The organism is Hydrogenophaga luteola (assembly GCF_042648585.1).
Classification (GTDB): Bacteria; Pseudomonadota; Gammaproteobacteria; order Burkholderiales; family Burkholderiaceae_C; genus Hydrogenophaga; species Hydrogenophaga luteola.
The window spans coordinates 238,607-255,685 of the sequence record NZ_JBHRXX010000010.1; the positions used below are offsets into that span (position 1 = coordinate 238,607).

The following is a 17,079-nucleotide window of genomic DNA, read 5'->3' on the forward strand; positions in this document are numbered from 1 at the left end:
CGACTTCTTTAGGAGCCCTGCATGGACCGCATGATCTTCACCGCCATGACCGGCGCCAACGCCGCTGCCCACCGGCAGCAGCTGCTGGCGAACAACCTGGCCAATGCGTCCACGCCGGGTTTCCGCGCCGAGCTGGCCACTTTCCGCGCGGTGCCGGTGCGCGGCGACGGCACCAGCTCCCGGGTGTTCGCACTCGAAGCCAGCGCCGGTCACTCCGAAGTGTCCGGCCCGATCAACCCGACCGGTCGCAGCCTGGATGTGGCCGCGCGCGGCAACGCCTGGTTCGCGGTGCAGGGCCTGGACGGTACCGAGGCCTACACCCGCGGCGGCGCCTTCGAGGTCAGCGCCGACGGTGCCCTGGTGAACGCACACGGCCTGCCGGTGCTCGACGACGGCGGCTCGCCCATCAGCGTGCCGGCCAACGCCCAGCTTTCTTTCGGTGCCGACGGCACGCTGACCGCGCGCGTCGGCGACCAGGCGCCGCAGCGCGTGGCCAAGCTCAAGCTCGTCACACCGAACGACGAGAACCGCCTCAAGCGCAGCGAGGACGGCCTGTTCCGCCCGGTGGTGGGCGAGGCGCTGGACGCCGATGCCAACGCCCGCGTGCAGGGCGGGGCGCTGGAAGGCAGCAACGTGAACCCCATCGAGGCCATGGTCGGAATGATCGCGGTCTCGCGCCAGTTCGAGCAGCAGATGCGCATGCTGCAGAACGGTGAAAAGAACGACCAGACCGCGTCGCGTCTGCTCAACATGAACGCCTGATAGGAGCACACCATGATCAACTCCCTCTGGATTTCCAAGACCGGCATGCAGGCCCAGCAGACGCAGCTGGACGTGATCTCGAACAACATGGCCAACGTGTCCACGAACGGCTTCAAGCGCGCCAGCGCCGTGTTCGAGGACCTGATGTACCAGAACCTGCGCCAGGTCGGCGCGGCCGACACCGAGCAGAACAACCTGCCCACCGGCCTGCAGGTCGGCCTGGGCGTGCGCACCGTGGCCACCTCGCGCCAGTTCAGCCAGGGCAGCCTGCAGCAGTCGGGCAACCAGCTGGACATCGCCGTCAACGGCCAGGGTTTCCTGCAGGTGGCGCTGCCCGACGGCACCACCGGCTACACCCGCGACGGCAGCCTGCAGGTCGATTCGCAAGGCCGGCTGGTGACCTCCAACGGCATGGCGATCGCGGGCGACATCACCGTGCCCGCCGAGGCTCAGAGCGTGACCATCGGCAGCGATGGTGTCGTCACCGCCAAGGTGCCGGGCAATGCCCAGCCCCAGCAACTGGGCAACATCGAGCTGGCCACCTTCATCAACCCGGCCGGCCTGGAGCCCCGGGGCCAGAACCTCTACACCGAGACCGTGGCCTCGGGCAACCCGGTGACCGGCGCGCCCGGCACCGCCGGCATGGGCACGCTGATGCAGGGCTATGTCGAGACCTCCAACGTCAACGTGGTGCAGGAACTGGTGACCATGATCCAGACCCAGCGCGCCTACGAGATGAATTCCAAGGCCATCCAGACGTCGGACCAGATGCTTCAAAGGCTGGGGCAACTCTGATCACGACCATGAAACACCTCCTGTTGCTCGCCGCGGTCGCGCTCAGCGGCTGCATGACCAAACCGGTCGATGTGGTGCCGGTGCGACCCATCAACTATGTGCAGACCACTGCGCCCGCGCAGACCGGCGGCAGCCTGTTCTCGGCGGCGCGCTACCGGCCCGCGTTCGAGGACCCGCGCGCGCGCCTGCCAGGCGACACACTGACGATCCAGATCACCGAGAAGGTCAGCGCCAGCCAGTCGTCCTCGGCCAACATCAACCGCACCGGCAGCGCTTCGGGCTCGATCTCCGCCATCCCCGGCATCGTCGCCAAGGAACTCACGCGCGACCGCAACTTCAACCTCGGCGGCGAGTCGGGCAACGAGTTCGCCGGCAAGGGCGACAACGCCAACGAAAACGACTTTTCGGGTGTCATCACCGTCACGGTGCAGGAGGTGCTGCCCAACGGCCACCTGCTGGTGGCCGGTGAGAAGCAGATTGGCATCAACAGCAACGTCGACGTGCTCAGGTTCTCCGGCACCATCGATCCGCGCCACATCCGCCCGGGCAACACCGTGGCCTCGACCCAGGTCGCCAACGCGCGCATCGAGTCGCGAGGACGAGGCGCCGTGGACGAAGCGCTCTCAATAGGCTGGTTGGGACGGTTCTTTTTGAATGTTTTCCCGTTCTGAGGCTGCCTAGCATTGCCCTCATGAACCCGCAGCACCGCTCCCTTTCCCTCGACGCCAGCCTGCGCCGCCTGCTGGCCTGGTCCGCGCTGGCCATCGGCCTGCTGATCGGGATGGGCTGGCCGCTGCCGGCCAACGCCATGCGCATCAAGGAGATCGCGGCGGTGCAGGGCGTGCGCACCAACCAGCTGACCGGTTTCGGCCTGGTGGTGGGCCTGGACGGCACAGGCGACCAGACCACCCAGATGCCCTACACCTCGCAGGGCATGAACAACTACCTGCAGCAGCTGGGCCTGACCCTGCCGGCCGACGCCAAGGTGCAGATGAAGAACGTGGCAGCGGTGCTGGTGACTGCGCAACTGCCCGCGTTCGCCCAGCCGGGGCAGATGATCGACGTGACCGTCTCGTCCATGGGCAACGCCAAGTCGCTGCGCGGCGGCACGCTCATCACCACGCCGCTCAAGGGTGCGGACGGCGAGATCTATGCGCTGGCCCAGGGCAACCTGCTGGTTGGCGGTGCCGGTGCCTCGGGCGGCGGAAGCAAGGTGCAGATCAACCACCTGAGCGCTGGCCGCATCCCGTCCGGGGCGCAGGTCGAGCGCGCCGTGCCCACGGCCTTTGCCTTCGGCGACACCATCGACCTGGGCCTGAACTCGGCCGACTTCCAGACCGCACGCCGCGTGGCGCAGGCGATCAACGAGCGCATGGGCGCCGGCGTGGCCAGTGCGCTGGACGGACGCCTGGTGCGCCTGCGCGCGCCGGCCAACCCCGATTCGCGCGTGAGCTTCATGGCCGAGATCGAGGAGATTCCGCTGGAGGCCACGATCCCTGTGGCCAAGGTGATCATCAACACCCGCACCGGCTCCATCGTCATGAACCAGGCCGTCACCCTCGGCCCCTGTGCGGTGGCGCATGGCAACCTCTCGGTCAGCATCAGCTCGACGCCGGTGGTCAGCCAGCCCAACCCCTTGTCGCAGGGCCAGACCGTGGTGGCCGAGAAGACCGACATCAAGATCAGCCAGGACAGCGGCGCGCTCATCAAGATGGACGCTGCGCCACAGCTGGCCGACCTGGTGCGCATGCTCAACGGCCTGGGCGCCACGCCGCAGGACCTGCTGGCGATCCTGCAGGCGATCAAGGCCGCGGGCGCCATGAACGCCGAGCTTGAGGTGATCTGACGCCATGGCTTCGTTGTCCCCCACCACCCAGGGCCTGGCCGCCGATCCCGGCGCGCTCAACGCACTGAAGTACAGCGCCGCCAAGGAAGGCGACGGTGGCAAGGGTGCGCTCAAGGAAGCGGCCAAACAGTTCGAGTCGCTGTTCATGCGCGAGCTCATCAAGAGCATGCGCGACGCGACCCAGAAGTCCGGCCTGCTCGAAGGCGAAGGCAGCGACCTCGGCACCGACCTGCTCGACCAGCAGCTGGCGGTGCAGCTCTCTGGCCTGCCCGGGGGCTTGAGCGAGTCGATCGAACGCCAGCTCAGCCGCCAGATGAACGCGGCGCAGGCCAAGGCCGGCACGGCCACCGACGCCTCGGGCGAGACCCCGGCCGGCGCGCCGTCGGCCAGCACCGCCGGTGCGGGGGCTCCGGTGGAGTTCAAGCCGCTCAAGCGCTCGGACCTGCGCAACCTGCTCAAGTACGCACCGGCCACGCCCGCGACCGGCGCCGAGGCATCCGCCGCCACCGACCAGACCTCTGCCGCCGCACGGCGCGCCATGTCGCCCAGCCAGCGCCATGCCGCCTTCGTGCAGCAGCACCAGCAGGCGGCGGCCACCGTGGCGCGCGAATCGGGCATTCCGGCCGGCTACATGATCGGCCAGGCCGGCCACGAGACCGGCTGGGGCAAGAGCGAGATCCGCATGCGCGACGGCACGCCGTCCTACAACCTGTTCGGCATCAAGGCCACGTCCTCGTGGAAGGGCAAGGTGGCCGAGGTGACGACCACCGAATACGTCAATGGTGTGCCGCGCAAGACCACGGCGCGCTTCCGAGCGTACGACTCCTACGCCGATTCCTTCCGCGACTACGCGCGCCTGATCACGCGCAGCCCGCGCTACGACAAGGCCATGGACCAGATCGGCTCGGTGAACGGCTTCGCCAGCAGCCTGCAGCGCGCCGGCTACGCCACCGACCCGCAGTACGCGGCCAAGCTCAGCCGGGCGATCAACATGACGCTCAACCTGCAGCGTGCGCAGGTCTCGGCCCTGAACTGAGCGCAGGAACACCGCCATGTCGTCCGCACTCAACATCGGCTCCCAGGCCCTCACGGCCAACCTGTCGGCGCTGCAGGTCATCGGGCACAACATCGCCAACGTCAACACCGCCGGCTACTCGCGGCAGACGGTGGAAATGCGCAGCGCGGGCTACCAGGCGATGGGCGGCTTCTTCCTCGGCAAAGGGGTCGAGCTGGGCACCGTGGCTCGCATGCACGACGCCTACCTCACGCGCGAGGCCCAGCTCTCCAGCTCGGTGGCGTCCGCGGACAGCGAGCGCCTGGCGCGGCTGGCGCAGCTGGAGAACATCTTCCCGACCGGTGAGAGCGGCCTGGGCGCGGCGATGAACGACCTGCTGAACGCCTGGTCGGACGTGGCCTCGTCGCCCACCAACATGGCCGCGCGCTCGGTGGTGATCGGGCGCGGCGAGGAGATCGCCTCGCGCCTGCGCGACACCGCAGGCCAGCTGGACATCCTCAACACCAGCGCCCGCCAGCAGGTGGGCGACACGGTGAACAACATCAACCGGCTGGCCGAGGACATCGCCAAGATCAACCAGAAGATCATGGAGAACCAGGGCAGCGCTGGCGAACCCAACGACCTGCTGGACCAGCGCGACCAGCTCATCGGCGAGCTCAGCAAGCTGGTGCAGGTGAGCACGGTGAACGCCGACGACGGCCGCATCAACGTGTTCGTCGCCGGCAGCCAGCCGCTGGTGCTGGGCAGCGGCGCCGCCCGCCTGGCTGTGGTGCCCGACAGCACCGACGGTGCGCAGCAGCGCATCCAGTTCCAGCAGGGTGGCTCTTCCATGGAGCTCGCCGGCAGCGCCCTGGGCGGGGAGCTGGGCGGCGTCATGCAGTTCATCGACGAGGACCTGAAAGACGTCACCAACCAGATCGGCCGCATGGCGCTGGCACTGGCCACGACGGTGAATACCCAGCACGCACTTGGCGTGAATCTGCAGGGCGGCACCGGCGAGCCCTTCTTTGTGCCGCCGGCCGATGTGGCCGGCCTGCCCGTGCCCACCAACACGGGCAATGCGGCGATGCATGCCGAGGTGAGCGACCCCACGGCCCTTCAGCCGTCGGACTACCAGGTCAACTTCACGGCCACCGGTGTCGACATCGTGCGCCTCTCCGACGGCCAGATCAGTTCCTTCGCCGGCCTGCCCGCGGAGCTCGACGGCCTGAGCTTCCAGATCGACAGCGGTGCCGCGGCCACGGGCGACGGCTTCCTCGTGCGCCCGTTCGCAGCGGTCGCCCGCAACATGCAGATGGCCGTGAGCGCGGCCGACCGCCTTGCCGCGGCCAGCCCGGTGATGGTCGCGCCCGGCAGCGGCAACACCAGCGGCATGGGCATCGTCAGCCTGTACCCCGTGGAGCCCTCGGCCAACCTCACCGACCCGGTGACCCTGACCTTCCTGGCCGACGGCAGCTTCACCGCCACCGGCCTGGGCCCGGGCAACCCGCCGCCCGACAACGTGGGCCCGCCCGCGAGCTACAACTACACGCCGGGCCAGCCCATCGTGCTCAACGGCTGGAGCCTCACGCTGCGTGGCAACCCGTCTGCGGGCGACAGCTTCGCCATTACCGCCGCGCCCAGCACCAACTACGGGCAGAACGGGGGCAACGCCGGCGGCATGCTCGCGCTGCGCGACCTGGCCACCTTCGACGGCGTCTCGCTCGCCAACGGCTACAGCTCGGTGCTCTCCGACATCGGCACGCGGGTGCAGGGCGCGCAGTTCGCCGCCAGCTACTCCGGCCAGGTGGCCGCCAGCAACGAAGCGGCGCGCGCCGCGGTCTCGGGCGTCAACCTGGACGAGGAGGCCGCGCGCCTGCTGCAGTACCAGCAGGCCTACCAGGCCGCCGCCAAGTACATGCAGATCGCCCAGGGCACTTTCGACACGCTGATTCAGACCATGCGCTGATCCACCGGAGCACCGACATGAGAGTCGCCACCGCCCACGCCTACGACACCACCATCGCCCAGATCACCAAGCGCCAGGCGGAGATGGCTGCGCAGCAGGAGCGCATTTCCAGCGGCAAGCAGGTGCTGCGCGCCAGCGACGACCCGGTGGCCGCCGCCCTGTCCGAAGCGGTGCAGACCCGGCTCTCGCGCGTGCAGACCGACCAGCGCGCGCTGGAGTCCTCGCGCACCAGCATCCAGCAGGCCGAGAGCGCGCTGGGCGAAGCGGGCGACCTGGTGCAGCGGGTGCGCGAACTGATCATCGCGGGCGGCAACGCCGGCTACGGCCCTGCCGAACGCCAGGCGCTGGCCAAGGAGATCGAAGGGCTGCGCGAGCAGCTGTTCGCGGCGGCGAACCGCCAGAACAGCAGCGGGCAGAGCCTGTTCGGCGGACTGGGCGGCTCGCCCGTGCCGTTCGTGCAGGAGTTCGGCAGCGGCAGCAACGAGGTGCGCTTTGATGGCCAGCGCGGCCAGAAGGCCGCCGGCGACAACCAGCTGCCCAACGCCATGGACGGCGAGGCCATCTGGATGCGCATTCCCGCTGGCAATGGCACCTTCTCCATCGACCTGGCCGCCGGCAACACCGGCAGCCTGCGCGCCGACACCGGCCAGGTGAGCGACCCCTCGGCGCTCACCGGCCACGACTACCGCATCGACTTCAGCGGCACCGCCGGTGCCATGCAGTACAGCGTGGTCGACGTGACCACCGGCACCCCCGTGGCCGGCCAGACCGGCATGCCCTACAGCAGCGGATCGCAGATCGAGTTCGACGGCATGTCCTTCCAGCTCACAGGCGATCCGCGCGCCGGTGACCAGCTGGACATCACCCCGTCCACCGCGCCGACGGACATGTTCCGGGTGATGCAGGACGCCATCGACACCTTGCGCCTGGACAACGGCAGCAGCGGCGACGCCGCCCAGCGCACCCACAACCTGGGCCGCGCCCTGACCGAACTCGACGCTGGGCACGAGCGCATGCTGATGGCCCGTGCGCAGGCCGGTGAATGGCTCAACCGCGCGGACGCCATGGACAACATGCTCGGCAACCGGGAGGCTGACCACACCATCGAGAACTCCCGGCTCGTGGACATCGATCTGGTCAAGGCCTACTCGGATTTCAAGACCATGGAAGTGGGCGCCCAGGCGGCGCTCCAGTCCTATGCCTCGATCCAGAAGCTCTCGCTGTTCCAGTACCTGGGCTGACACCGGACCCGCTGCATGAGCCACACCGTCCTTGACAGCGTCGCGATGGCCTACCAGCCGGTCTGGAACCGGCACCGGCTGCTCGCGGCGGTGCGCCTGACGGTGCTGCCGACCGACCCGGCCTCGGTCGACGCAGCCCACCTGATGCAGGTGCTGGGCGACGACTGGCCGGTCGCCGCGCCCATGCTCATCCTCGCGCTGGAATCGCCCTCGCTGCTGCATCAGGCCCTGCGCTGCGCGCCGGTGCCCAACACCTGCCTGGAAGTGCCGTCGGCGCTGTTCGGCCACCCGGAAAGCCTGGCCCTGCTGTCCCAGGCCGTGCAGCACGGCCACCAGCTCATCCGCCGCGCGGACTTCGCCGAGGTGCGCCACCAGTACAACGTGCCGCTGGACGTGCGCAGCCTGCTGCACCTGGACGCGGCCGACGCCCTGGAGGCTCTGCAGTGCCGGCCCAGCGCGGCGATGCCCGCGCCAGCCCGGCCCAGTCCGATCCGGTCGGGACAGATCTACCGCAACGTCTGCAGCCGGGCGCTGGCCGACCACTGCCTCGACGAGGCGGGCGCCTGGGGGGTGCTGGGATGGCCCGACGAAGACGTGCTGCACAGCACCCGCCACCGCGCGCCCGGCTGCGACCCGGTGGCCATCGCCCTGATCCGCCAGGCGCTGGAAAAGGACGCCTCCATCGAACGCGTCGAGCGCTACGTGCGCCAGGACCCGGTGCTGGCCTACCGCCTGCTGCTGCGCGTGAACTCTGCGCTGTACGGTGGCCGGCACGAGATCGGTGCGCTGCGCCACGCCATCATGATGCTGGGCTTCTCGGCGCTGGATCGCTGGCTGGTCGAGCAGCAGGCCGGAGCCGACGAGGACATGGCCCTGCACCCGGTGCGCTACGGTCGCGTGATGCAGGCGCGGCTGGCCCAGCACCTGCTCGACCCCGGGTCCGACGAGGCGCTGCGCGCCGAGGTCTACACCACTGCCATCTTCGGTCAGCTCGACCGGCTGCTGCACGAGCCGCTGGCCCAGCTGATTGGCCACCTGCCGCTGTCGCCGCGCGTCGCCGATGCCCTGCTCAGCCACATGGGGCCCTACTACCCGCTGCTGGACGTCGCACGAGCGCAGGGCGACGCCGACCGTATCGACCGGCTGCAGGGCATCTGCGAGCGACACGAGGTCTCTCTGGAACACGCCAACCGCGGCCTGCTGCGCATGCTGGCCACCAGCCGCGACCACGGGCTCGCACCCGCTCCACAGGCTCCCTTGAGGGGAGTCTGAAGCCCGTGGCCGCTACCATGCGCGGATGAACGCGCAGACCCGCACCGCCCACCACACCAGCGCCCTCGTCCTGTTCTCAGGCGGACAGGACTCCACCACCTGCCTGGCCCACGCGCTCGCGCGCTACCCGCGCGTCGAAACGCTGGGCTTCGACTACGGCCAGCGCCACAGCGTCGAGCTGCAGGCGCGCACCGTGGTGCTGCAGAAGCTGCGGGAACAGTTCCCGGCCTGGAGCGACCGACTGGGCGAAGACCACCTGCTGGATCTCGCCGTGCTCGGCAAGGTCAGTGAAACCTCGCTCACCCGCGACATGGCCTTCAAGATGGAGTCCAGCGGCCTGCCCAACACCTTCGTGCCCGGCCGCAACCTGCTGTTCCTCACGCTCGCAGCCGCGTTGGCCTACCGGCGCGACATCCAGGTCATCGTCACCGGCGTCTGCGAAACCGACTTCAGCGGCTACCCCGACTGCCGCGACGACACCATGAAGGCGCTGCAGGTGGCGCTGTCCCTCGGCATGGACCACCGCTTCCTCATCGACACGCCGCTGATGTGGATCGACAAGGCCCAGACCTGGGAGCTCGCGCACGCACTCGGCGAAGACTCGGGCATCGTCAACGGCGGCCACTCGCTGGTCGACCTGATCGTCGAACACACCCACACCTGCTACCTCGGCGACCGCGAACACCGGCACGACTGGGGCTACGGCTGCGGCAGCTGCCCGGCCTGTGAGCTGAGGGCGAGGGGGTGGGCGGGGTACCGCACGCTGCGATGACCCCGGCCGGCGCCGCAGCACGGCAGACCGGCTTTTTGTGTGCGTTTGTATCTGCACACAAATGGTGCTGACCGACGATGCGCGGGCGTCGCGGCACGTGGCCATGACAGGCTGTTACGTGTCTGAAACAACCCGCCCGCAGTGATCCCTCGGGCGGTGGATTCGCCCGCGAGGGGGCGGGCATAGCATCGCCGCCGCTGGAGACGTGCCGCACCGCGACACCTGTCCGGCACCGCGGCGGATCATCGAGAGCAGCGCTGCAGAAGTACAAGCTCTGGAGAGCAGCCTTCGCCCACGTGAATCTGTCACCCATGTCTGAGCGGACCACCGTGTCCGCGCCTTTCAGGAGTGTCACGATGGATCAGAAACACCATGCCCGCAGCCACGGGTACAGCACCGACAACGCCAACCCTACGCGCAGCAACCTGCAGAAGCCCGGCCGCTTCGGCCTGCTGTTTCCAGAGCTCGCCGCCGTGCCCTGGACCACCGGCAACCCCATGCAGGACGAGACCGTCCTGCGCGAACTGGGTGAGGCCATGCACGTGGCCGAACGCAAGGACGGCGCGATTCCCGCCGGCTTCACCTACTTCGGCCAGTTCGTCGACCACGACATGACCTTCGACCCCACCAGCCTGGGCGAGAACGCGGTGGACGTGGACGACCTGGTCAACTTCCGAACACCCGCGCTCGACCTGGACAGCGTGTACGGCTCCGGTCCGCGCGACCAGCCCTACCTCTACCAGCGCAACACCACCACCGCCTCGGCGCAGATGCTGGTCGGGCCGGCGCAGGCCGTACCGCCCCAGGCCCCGGGCGGCGGCGACGCGCAGGTGCAGGCCCTGGACGGCGCGCTCTACGACCTGCCGCGCGTGGCCGACGGCCTGCCCGAGCGCACGGCGGTGCTGGGCGACAAGCGCAACGACGAGAACCTCATCGTGGCGCAGCTGCACCGCACCATGCTGCACTTCCACAACGCGGTCAGCCTGCGCTTTCCCGAGCTGTCGTTCGCTGACGTGCGCAAGGTGGTGACGCACCACTACCAGCAGATCGTGCTGCACGAATTCCTGCCGGCGGTGGCGGGCGCCCAGGCGGTGGAGAACGCGCTCAAGGAGCTCAAGTACTACCTGATCGGCCCGGGCTACCTGGCCAGCTCGCCCTACATGCCGCTGGAGTTCTCGGGCGCGGCCTACCGGTTCGGTCACAGCATGGTGCGACCGGCCTACAACTTCAACAAGGTGTTCAACTTCGCAGCGGGGCCCCAGCTGGCGGACTTCCGCCTGGCGTTCGCCTTCACCGGTGACGGCGGCTTCACCCCCGACCCCAGCATCCCCGGCGGCACACGCTATCCCACCAACTGGCTGCTCGACTGGCGCCAGATGTTCGACGGGCTGGGCGCCACGGCGCAGCGCGCCTTCGCCATCGACGCCGCGCTCACCGACCGGCTGCGCATCGGCAACGCACCCGACTCGCCGTTCCTGGCGCAGCTGAACCTGCTGCGCGGCGCGAAGCACTACAAGCTGCCCTCGGGCCAGGCGGTGGCCGCACGCATGGGCATTGCGCCGCTGACGGCGGCGCAGCTGCAGTCCGGTACCGCGGGTGCCGTGGTCCAGAAACACCAGCTGACCCACCAGACGCCGCTGTGGTTCTATATCCTCAAGGAGGCCGAGGTGCTGGAAGAGGGGCAGCACCTGGGGCCGATCGGCGGCACCATCGTGGCCGAGGTGATCGTGGGCCTGATCAAGGACGACCCGGAAAGCGTGCTCAATGCCGGCACGCCGCGCGCCCTGCCGAAGGCGGGAGCCCACTTCACCATGGCCGACCTGTTCAAGTTCGTCGAGAGCATGAAGGGGCAGGGCAACATACCGGCCGCCGGGGTGATCAATCCGCTGGGGTGAGGCGCGTACGGCCTGCGGGCCGGTCCTGCCTGTGCGCCCTTAGACTGTGGCCTACCTTGGGGAGATCCAGCGCATGGCCACCATCCGAACAGGCAACCGGTCCGCATTGCTCATCGTCGACGTGCAGGTCGGTGTCGTCGCCGCTGCGGGCAACATTTCCCGTCAGATCGACGCCATCACGCTCGCCGTGCACAAGGCCCGTGATGCGGGTGTGCCCGTCATCTGGGTGCAGCACGACGACGATGAGTTGCCCCGGGGCAGCGCCGAATGGCAGTGGGTGCCGGCGCTGCAGCCCCAGGTGGACGACATCCGCGTCTACAAGCGGCACAACTCATCGTTCGAACAAACCACGCTGGAGGCCGAGCTGGCGGCGCACGGCGTCGCCCACCTCGTGCTGTGCGGGGCCGTCACCGGCTGGTGCATCCGCGCCACCGCCTACGCCGCGCTGGAACGCGGCTACGACCTCACGCTGATCGGCGACGGCCATATCGCCAAACGCCTGGACGCTGGAAATGGCTACGCGGTGGAAGCCGACGCCATCGTGCGCGAGTTCAATGCCGTGCTGCCCTGGCTGTCGTACCCGGGGCGCGGGAACTGGGTGGTGGCGGCAGCGGAGCTGGTGTTGTGAGCACCGAGGACCAAGATGTCCTGCGCACGGCCTCGATCGACTGGTTTCACCAACTGGCTGAACTCGGGTCAGACCAGATCGCTGCTCGGTTTTCCTCGGCAAGCCTGGCGCGGCTTCAGGCCCATGTGGTGCTCTGTCTGGACGGTGCCGAGCTCCCTGCGATCAGGACGCCAGCGCAATTCTCTGAAACGGTGCTCGACCTACGCGCCAACGAAAGTGATTGGAACCGGGCAACGATGTCGGCGATCATCCGGGCCGACGACCTGATGCTCGCAGGCCAGACGGAAGAGGCGGTTGAGGTGTTGCTGTCGTTTGCCGCCTCGTGCCCATGGGTGCTGTTTCGCGAGGCGGCTGAAAACCAGGCGGGCCTGCTTCCTGGCCACTGAATTCGGACGTTTCCATCATGCTCACCACCTTCCTCACCATCGCCGTGCTGCACTGGGTCGCCCTGGTCACGCCGGGCGTGAACTTCGTGCTGATCCTGCAGCTGGCGGCGGGCAGTCCGCGCAGCGTGTCCCTGTCGGCGGCGGCGGGCATCACGACCGTGACCTTTCTCTGGGCCTTGCTGGCGATCCTGGGTATGGGGGCGGCGTTCTCCGCCCACCCGGCGCTGCGCCAGGCGTTCCAGATCGCCGGTGGCGCCTACCTGTGTTACGTCGCGTGGAAGCTGTGGCGCGCGCCGGCGGCCGTCGCCACCGAGGTGACGGCCGTGACGACCAGCCGTGCGGCGGCGTTCCGCATGGGCTTCATCACCAATGTCTTCAACCCCAAGACGGCGTTGTTCTTCGGCAGCGTGTTCGCCACCGCGCTGCCGCCCTCGCCAGGGCCGGCGGTGCTGGCTGGCGCGGTGCTGCTGTGCTGGTTCAACGCGGTGGTGTGGCATGTGTTCCTGGCGCTCGCGTTTTCGCACGGCCGCGTCCAGTCCGCCTACCAGCGAGGGCGCACGGTGTTCAACCGCGGGGCGGCCGGCCTGGTGGGCGCCTTCGGGCTGCGCCTGCTCGTGACGACGGTGCAGGAACTGCGGGCACGGGTCTGAGGCCGGTTCCAAGGAGGGCGCACCGCATGTTTTCCCACATCTTCATCGGCGTGGCCGACTTCCCGCGGGCCCTGGCGTTCTACCGCGCCCTGATGCCCGTGCTCGGTGTGCAGGAGCGCTTCTGCGAACCCGGGCGCCCTTGGGCCGGCTGGCAGTCGTCGCCCGACCCGCGCCCGCTGCTGCTCATCGGAACCCCTTTCGATGGCCAGCCGCACACACCGGGCAACGGGGCGATGACGGCCTTCATGGCCAGCAGCCGCGCCATGGTCGACCGAGCCCACGCGGCCGCACTGGCCCATGGCGGTCGCTGCGAAGGGCCGCCGGGGCTGCGGCCCGAGTACCACGCGAACTACTACGGTGCCTACTTCCGCGACACGGAGGGCAACAAGCTGTGCGTGGCCTGCCACGACCCCGAGGCGCCTTGACCCGGCCTCTCGCCCGCGGCCACGGAATCAGGGCTGCTGGCCTGGCCAGACGCCGGTGGCCATGAAGATGCCACCCATCCAGGTCGGCTGCACCTCGAAGCGGGTGAGCCGCGGGGCCAGTTCGCTCCAGGGCTGCGCCAGACCGTCCAGCGAACTCACCGAGTACAGCGCCGCACCGAGCACGAACAGGTTGACCGGCCAGACCCAGGGCGCTGCCCACTGAAGTCCGGTGGCGACCACGCGCGCGCCGGGCGCGAGGTGGGCCAGCACGTTGTCAAGCGCGCGCGGGTTGCGCAGGATGTCGTGCGTGAAGTGGAACAGGGCGGCATTGGCCTGGCCCGGCCACTGCGCCTCTTCCACCGGGGCCTGCACCAGCCGCAGCTGTTGTGCGTGCTGGTCGATCAAGCGCAGGCGTGCCCGGGCCATCATCTCGGGGCATTGTTCGATGCCGACGATGTGGCCGGTGGGGCCGAGCTGGTCGAGCAGCGGCCCGAAGCTCAGACCGGTGCCGCAGCCCACGTCGAGCACGGTCTCGCCGGGCCGCAGGTCCAGGCGCTGTATCGCCTCCCGGCGCAGGGGTTCGAACGGTTCCAGTTCGCTGTCGTACCGGTCGGCCCGGGCCCTGTACTGTTGCAGGGCCTGGTGACGGGCCGGCGACGGGCGCCTGGTCGCAGACGGCAGGTGTGTGTCCACGGCGTATCTCCACCACGGAAAGCACCCAGCCTACGGCGGCGCAACCTGCCGCGCAAGGCCTTGCCGGCCGAGAGTGTTACCAGGCGTCGCTCAGCGCGCCGCCAGGGTGAAACGGGCTCCGTCCGCGGCGCCGGGTTCCAGCTCCCAGCGCTGGGCATGGAAGGCCGCGACCGTGGGCCGGTGGGCGATGGACACCAGGGCACCGTTCTGGGCCCGGACCAGCGCGTGCAGCTTTTCGTAGACCGCGTGTTCGGCCGCCTCGTCCAGTGCGCTGGTCGCCTCGTCGACGAACAGCCAGCGCGGCTGCTTGAGCAGGGCGCGCGCCACCGCCAGCCGCTGCTGTTCGCCGCCCGAGAGCTTCTGGCCCCAGCTGTCTTCTTCGTCCAGCCGGTCGGCCAGGTGCGGCAGCAGGGCGTCGACCAGCGCCTGCCGCAGCAGGTCGTCGCTGTAGCGGTCGGCTGGTTCGGGGTAGGCCAGCGCCTTGCGCAGGCTGCCCACGGGGAAGTAGGGCCGCTGCGGCAGGAACATCACGCGCTGTTCAAAATCGGCCGGTTTCTGCAGCTTGCCTTTCGCCCAGGGCCAGATGCCGGCCAGGGCACGGAACAGGGTCGACTTGCCGCTGCCGGACGGGCCCTTGACCAGCAGGCTGTCGCCCGCCTTCAGGCTCAGTCCGCCGGCCGACATCAGCGCGACACCGCCCGGCAGCGCCAGGTCCAGCGCCTCTATCTGCAGCGTGTCGGTCTGGGTGGCCGGCGCCGATTGCAGCGGCGCCGCCTGCAGCGCCTGGAAGCTTTCTTCGAAGCTGGTGATCCGGTCGGTGGTGGCGCGCCAGGCGGCCAGGGCGTCGTAGTTGTCGACGAACCAGGACAGCGAGTCCTGCACCCGGCCGAAGGCCGAAGAAATCTGCATCAGCTCGCCGAGCTGGATCGCACCGCTGAAGAAGCGGGGCGCGGCGACGATGAAGGGAAACACCACCGCGGCCTGGCCGAATCCGTTGGTGAACCAGATCAGGCGCTTCTGGGCCTTGATGAGCTTCCAGTAGTTGTCCAGCACCGCACCGAAGCGCTCGCCCAGGTGCTGGCGCTCCACCGGTTCGCCGCGGTCCAGCGCGATCGATTCGCTGTATTCGCGCACGCGCACCAGGTGCACCCGGAAGTCGGCCTCCACGCGTTGCTGCTGGAAGTTGAGCTTGATCTGCGGCCGGCCGATGTAGTGCGCCAGCACGCTGCCGATGGCGCAGTACAGCACCGCCATCCAGACCATGAAACCGGGAATCGTGTACGAACCCCCGTTGAAGTCGAACGAGAAGCTGCCCGAGAGCGTCCAGAGGATGCCGACGAAACTCACCAGCGTGATCACCGAACTCAGCAGGCCCATCGACAGACCCAGCGTCGAGCTGGTGAACAGGTTCAGGTCCTCGGCAATGCGCTGGTCCGGGTTGTCGGGCGGTGCGTCGGTGTCCTTGGCGAAGCGGTTGAGTTCGAGCTGGTAGAAGGCCTTGTTGGACAGCCAGCGGTCGAGGTAGTGCTTGGTCATCCAGGTGCGCCAGCGCATCTCCAGCACCTGGCGCAGGTAGAAGCGGTAGACCGCGATGATGATGAAGCCGAAGGCCAGATAGGTGAAGCGGCCCAGCTCGCGCCAGAACGTCACCTGGTCCTTGTTCTGCAGCGCGTCGTAGAACACGCGGTTCCACTCGTTGAGCAGCACCAGCATGTACACGGCCGCGAGGTTCAGCACGATGATCGCCGCCAGCAGGCCGCGCGCCTTCCACTTTTCCTCCGAGTTGAAGTAGGGGACTGCGAGCGCAAGCACCTTGCGGGCAAAGGCGCGAAAGCTCTGGAATTTGTTCATGGATCAGTTGTTCGAAATGCCGCTGGCCACATGCCCGGCCGGCACATGGAGCGAGGCCGATTCGATGTGGCCGGTCTGGTCGTCGAAGAAGAAGTCGGGTTCGAACTCGCGCAGGAACGGCCCCTTGGGCAGACCACCCAGGAACATGGCCTCGTCCACGTCGATGCCCCAGTCCATCAGGGTGCGGATGGCGCGTTCGTGCGCCGGTGCCGAGCGCGCCGTGACCAGGGCGGTGCGGATGCGCATCGCGTTCGTGCCCTCGGCCTGCAAGCGGTGCAGGGCTTCCAGCAGGGGCTTGAACGGGCCACCCGCCAGCGGTTGCGCGGCCTTGTCGCGCTCGTGCTGCTGGAAGGCGTTCAGGCCCTGCGCCTGGAACACGCGCTCGGCCTCGTCGGAGAACAGCACCGCGTCGCCGTCGAAGGCGATGCGCACCTCGTGCGGGTGGGCGTCGCTGGCATGCACAGACTGCGGATAGACCTGTGCGGCCGGCACGCCCGCGTCGAGCGCCGCGCGCACATCGGCCAGGTGGGTCGACAGGAACAGGTTGGCGCGCAGCGGTCGCAGGTAGCGCCAGGGCGGTTGGCCGCGCGTGAAGCTGCCGCGCTGGATCGGCAGGCCGTAGTGCTGGGCCGAACGGAACACCCGCATGCCCGACACCGGGTCGTTGCGCGAAAGGATGACCACCTCGACCCGCTGGGACTGCGGGTCGTTGAAGGCCAGCAGCTTCTTCACCAGCGAGAAGGCGACCCCCGGCTGGGCGGGCTGCTCCAGCCGGTCCAGCTGCAGCTTCATGTAGGCCCGGTCGTCGCCGGTCTCGAAAACGCGGTTCTCTTCCTCGAAGTCGAACAAGGCGCGCGAGGAGATCGCGACCACCAGCTGCCCGTCCAGCGTCACCGGCAT

Annotated in this window: 17 protein-coding genes; 14 read left to right on the forward strand and 3 right to left on the reverse strand. The window is 68.8% G+C overall.

What is annotated here, in order from left to right:
• Positions 1–21: 21 nt before the first annotated feature.
• The 14 genes from flgF to ACFOPI_RS23080 all read left to right on the forward strand — a co-directional run bounded on the left by flgF (position 22) and on the right by ACFOPI_RS23080 (position 13,635).
• Positions 22–762, forward strand: coding sequence for a flagellar basal-body rod protein FlgF (gene flgF / locus ACFOPI_RS23015; RefSeq protein ID WP_382179390.1), 741 nt, complete (start codon positions 22–24; stop codon positions 760–762).
• Between the two features lie 12 nt (positions 763–774).
• Positions 775–1,557: a flagellar basal-body rod protein FlgG gene (gene flgG, locus ACFOPI_RS23020; RefSeq protein WP_066261145.1), complete on the forward strand. Its 783-nt coding sequence runs from the start codon at positions 775–777 to the stop codon at positions 1,555–1,557.
• Between the two features lie 8 nt (positions 1,558–1,565).
• Entirely contained in the window at positions 1,566–2,228 is a 663-nt protein-coding gene (locus ACFOPI_RS23025) for a flagellar basal body L-ring protein FlgH (protein ID WP_382179392.1), read from the forward strand.
• 20 nt (positions 2,229–2,248) lie between these two features.
• Entirely contained in the window at positions 2,249–3,403 is a 1,155-nt protein-coding gene (locus ACFOPI_RS23030; protein WP_382179395.1) for a flagellar basal body P-ring protein FlgI, read from the forward strand.
• A 4-nt stretch (positions 3,404–3,407) separates the two neighbouring features.
• Positions 3,408–4,439 carry a flagellar assembly peptidoglycan hydrolase FlgJ gene (gene flgJ / locus ACFOPI_RS23035; protein ID WP_382179397.1) on the forward strand — a complete coding sequence of 344 codons (1,032 nt, stop codon included), beginning with the start codon at positions 3,408–3,410 and terminating at the stop codon, positions 4,437–4,439.
• A 16-nt stretch (positions 4,440–4,455) separates the two neighbouring features.
• Entirely contained in the window at positions 4,456–6,366 is a 1,911-nt protein-coding gene (flgK, locus tag ACFOPI_RS23040) for a flagellar hook-associated protein FlgK (protein WP_382179400.1), read from the forward strand.
• Between the two features lie 17 nt (positions 6,367–6,383).
• Entirely contained in the window at positions 6,384–7,607 is a 1,224-nt protein-coding gene (gene flgL / locus ACFOPI_RS23045) for a flagellar hook-associated protein FlgL (RefSeq protein ID WP_382179402.1), read from the forward strand.
• A gap of 15 nt (positions 7,608–7,622) precedes the next feature.
• A complete protein-coding gene (locus ACFOPI_RS23050) occupies positions 7,623–8,879 on the forward strand; it encodes an HDOD domain-containing protein (RefSeq protein ID WP_382179405.1) in 1,257 nt (418 codons plus the stop codon).
• 25 nt (positions 8,880–8,904) lie between these two features.
• Positions 8,905–9,651, forward strand: coding sequence for a 7-cyano-7-deazaguanine synthase QueC (queC, locus tag ACFOPI_RS23055; RefSeq protein WP_382179408.1), 747 nt, complete (start codon positions 8,905–8,907; stop codon positions 9,649–9,651).
• 356 nt (positions 9,652–10,007) lie between these two features.
• On the forward strand, positions 10,008–11,546 hold the full coding sequence (locus ACFOPI_RS23060) for a peroxidase family protein (protein ID WP_382179410.1): 1,539 nt from the start codon (positions 10,008–10,010) through the stop codon (positions 11,544–11,546).
• 73 nt (positions 11,547–11,619) lie between these two features.
• Positions 11,620–12,174: an isochorismatase family protein gene (locus ACFOPI_RS23065; RefSeq protein WP_382179413.1), complete on the forward strand. Its 555-nt coding sequence runs from the start codon at positions 11,620–11,622 to the stop codon at positions 12,172–12,174.
• On the forward strand, positions 12,171–12,560 hold the full coding sequence (locus ACFOPI_RS23070; RefSeq protein ID WP_382179416.1) for a hypothetical protein: 390 nt from the start codon (positions 12,171–12,173) through the stop codon (positions 12,558–12,560). Before ACFOPI_RS23065 ends, ACFOPI_RS23070 begins: the two co-directional genes overlap by 4 nt.
• Positions 12,561–12,577: 17 nt before the next feature.
• Entirely contained in the window at positions 12,578–13,210 is a 633-nt protein-coding gene (locus ACFOPI_RS23075; protein ID WP_382179419.1) for a LysE family translocator, read from the forward strand.
• A 26-nt stretch (positions 13,211–13,236) separates the two neighbouring features.
• On the forward strand, positions 13,237–13,635 hold the full coding sequence (locus tag ACFOPI_RS23080; protein WP_382179421.1) for a VOC family protein: 399 nt from the start codon (positions 13,237–13,239) through the stop codon (positions 13,633–13,635).
• A 27-nt stretch (positions 13,636–13,662) separates the two neighbouring features.
• Here the strand turns inward: ACFOPI_RS23080 and ACFOPI_RS23085 are convergent, their stop codons facing one another.
• The 3 genes from ACFOPI_RS23085 to ACFOPI_RS23095 form a co-directional block, all read right to left on the reverse strand.
• On the reverse strand, positions 13,663–14,328 hold the full coding sequence (locus tag ACFOPI_RS23085) for a class I SAM-dependent DNA methyltransferase (RefSeq protein WP_382179423.1): 666 nt from the start codon (positions 14,326–14,328) through the stop codon (positions 13,663–13,665).
• A 90-nt stretch (positions 14,329–14,418) separates the two neighbouring features.
• Positions 14,419–16,179 carry an ABC transporter ATP-binding protein/permease gene (locus ACFOPI_RS23090; protein ID WP_382179425.1) on the reverse strand — a complete coding sequence of 587 codons (1,761 nt, stop codon included), beginning with the start codon at positions 16,177–16,179 and terminating at the stop codon, positions 14,419–14,421.
• 3 nt (positions 16,180–16,182) lie between these two features.
• Entirely contained in the window at positions 16,183–17,079 is an 897-nt protein-coding gene (locus ACFOPI_RS23095) for a 5'-nucleotidase (RefSeq protein WP_382179428.1), read from the reverse strand.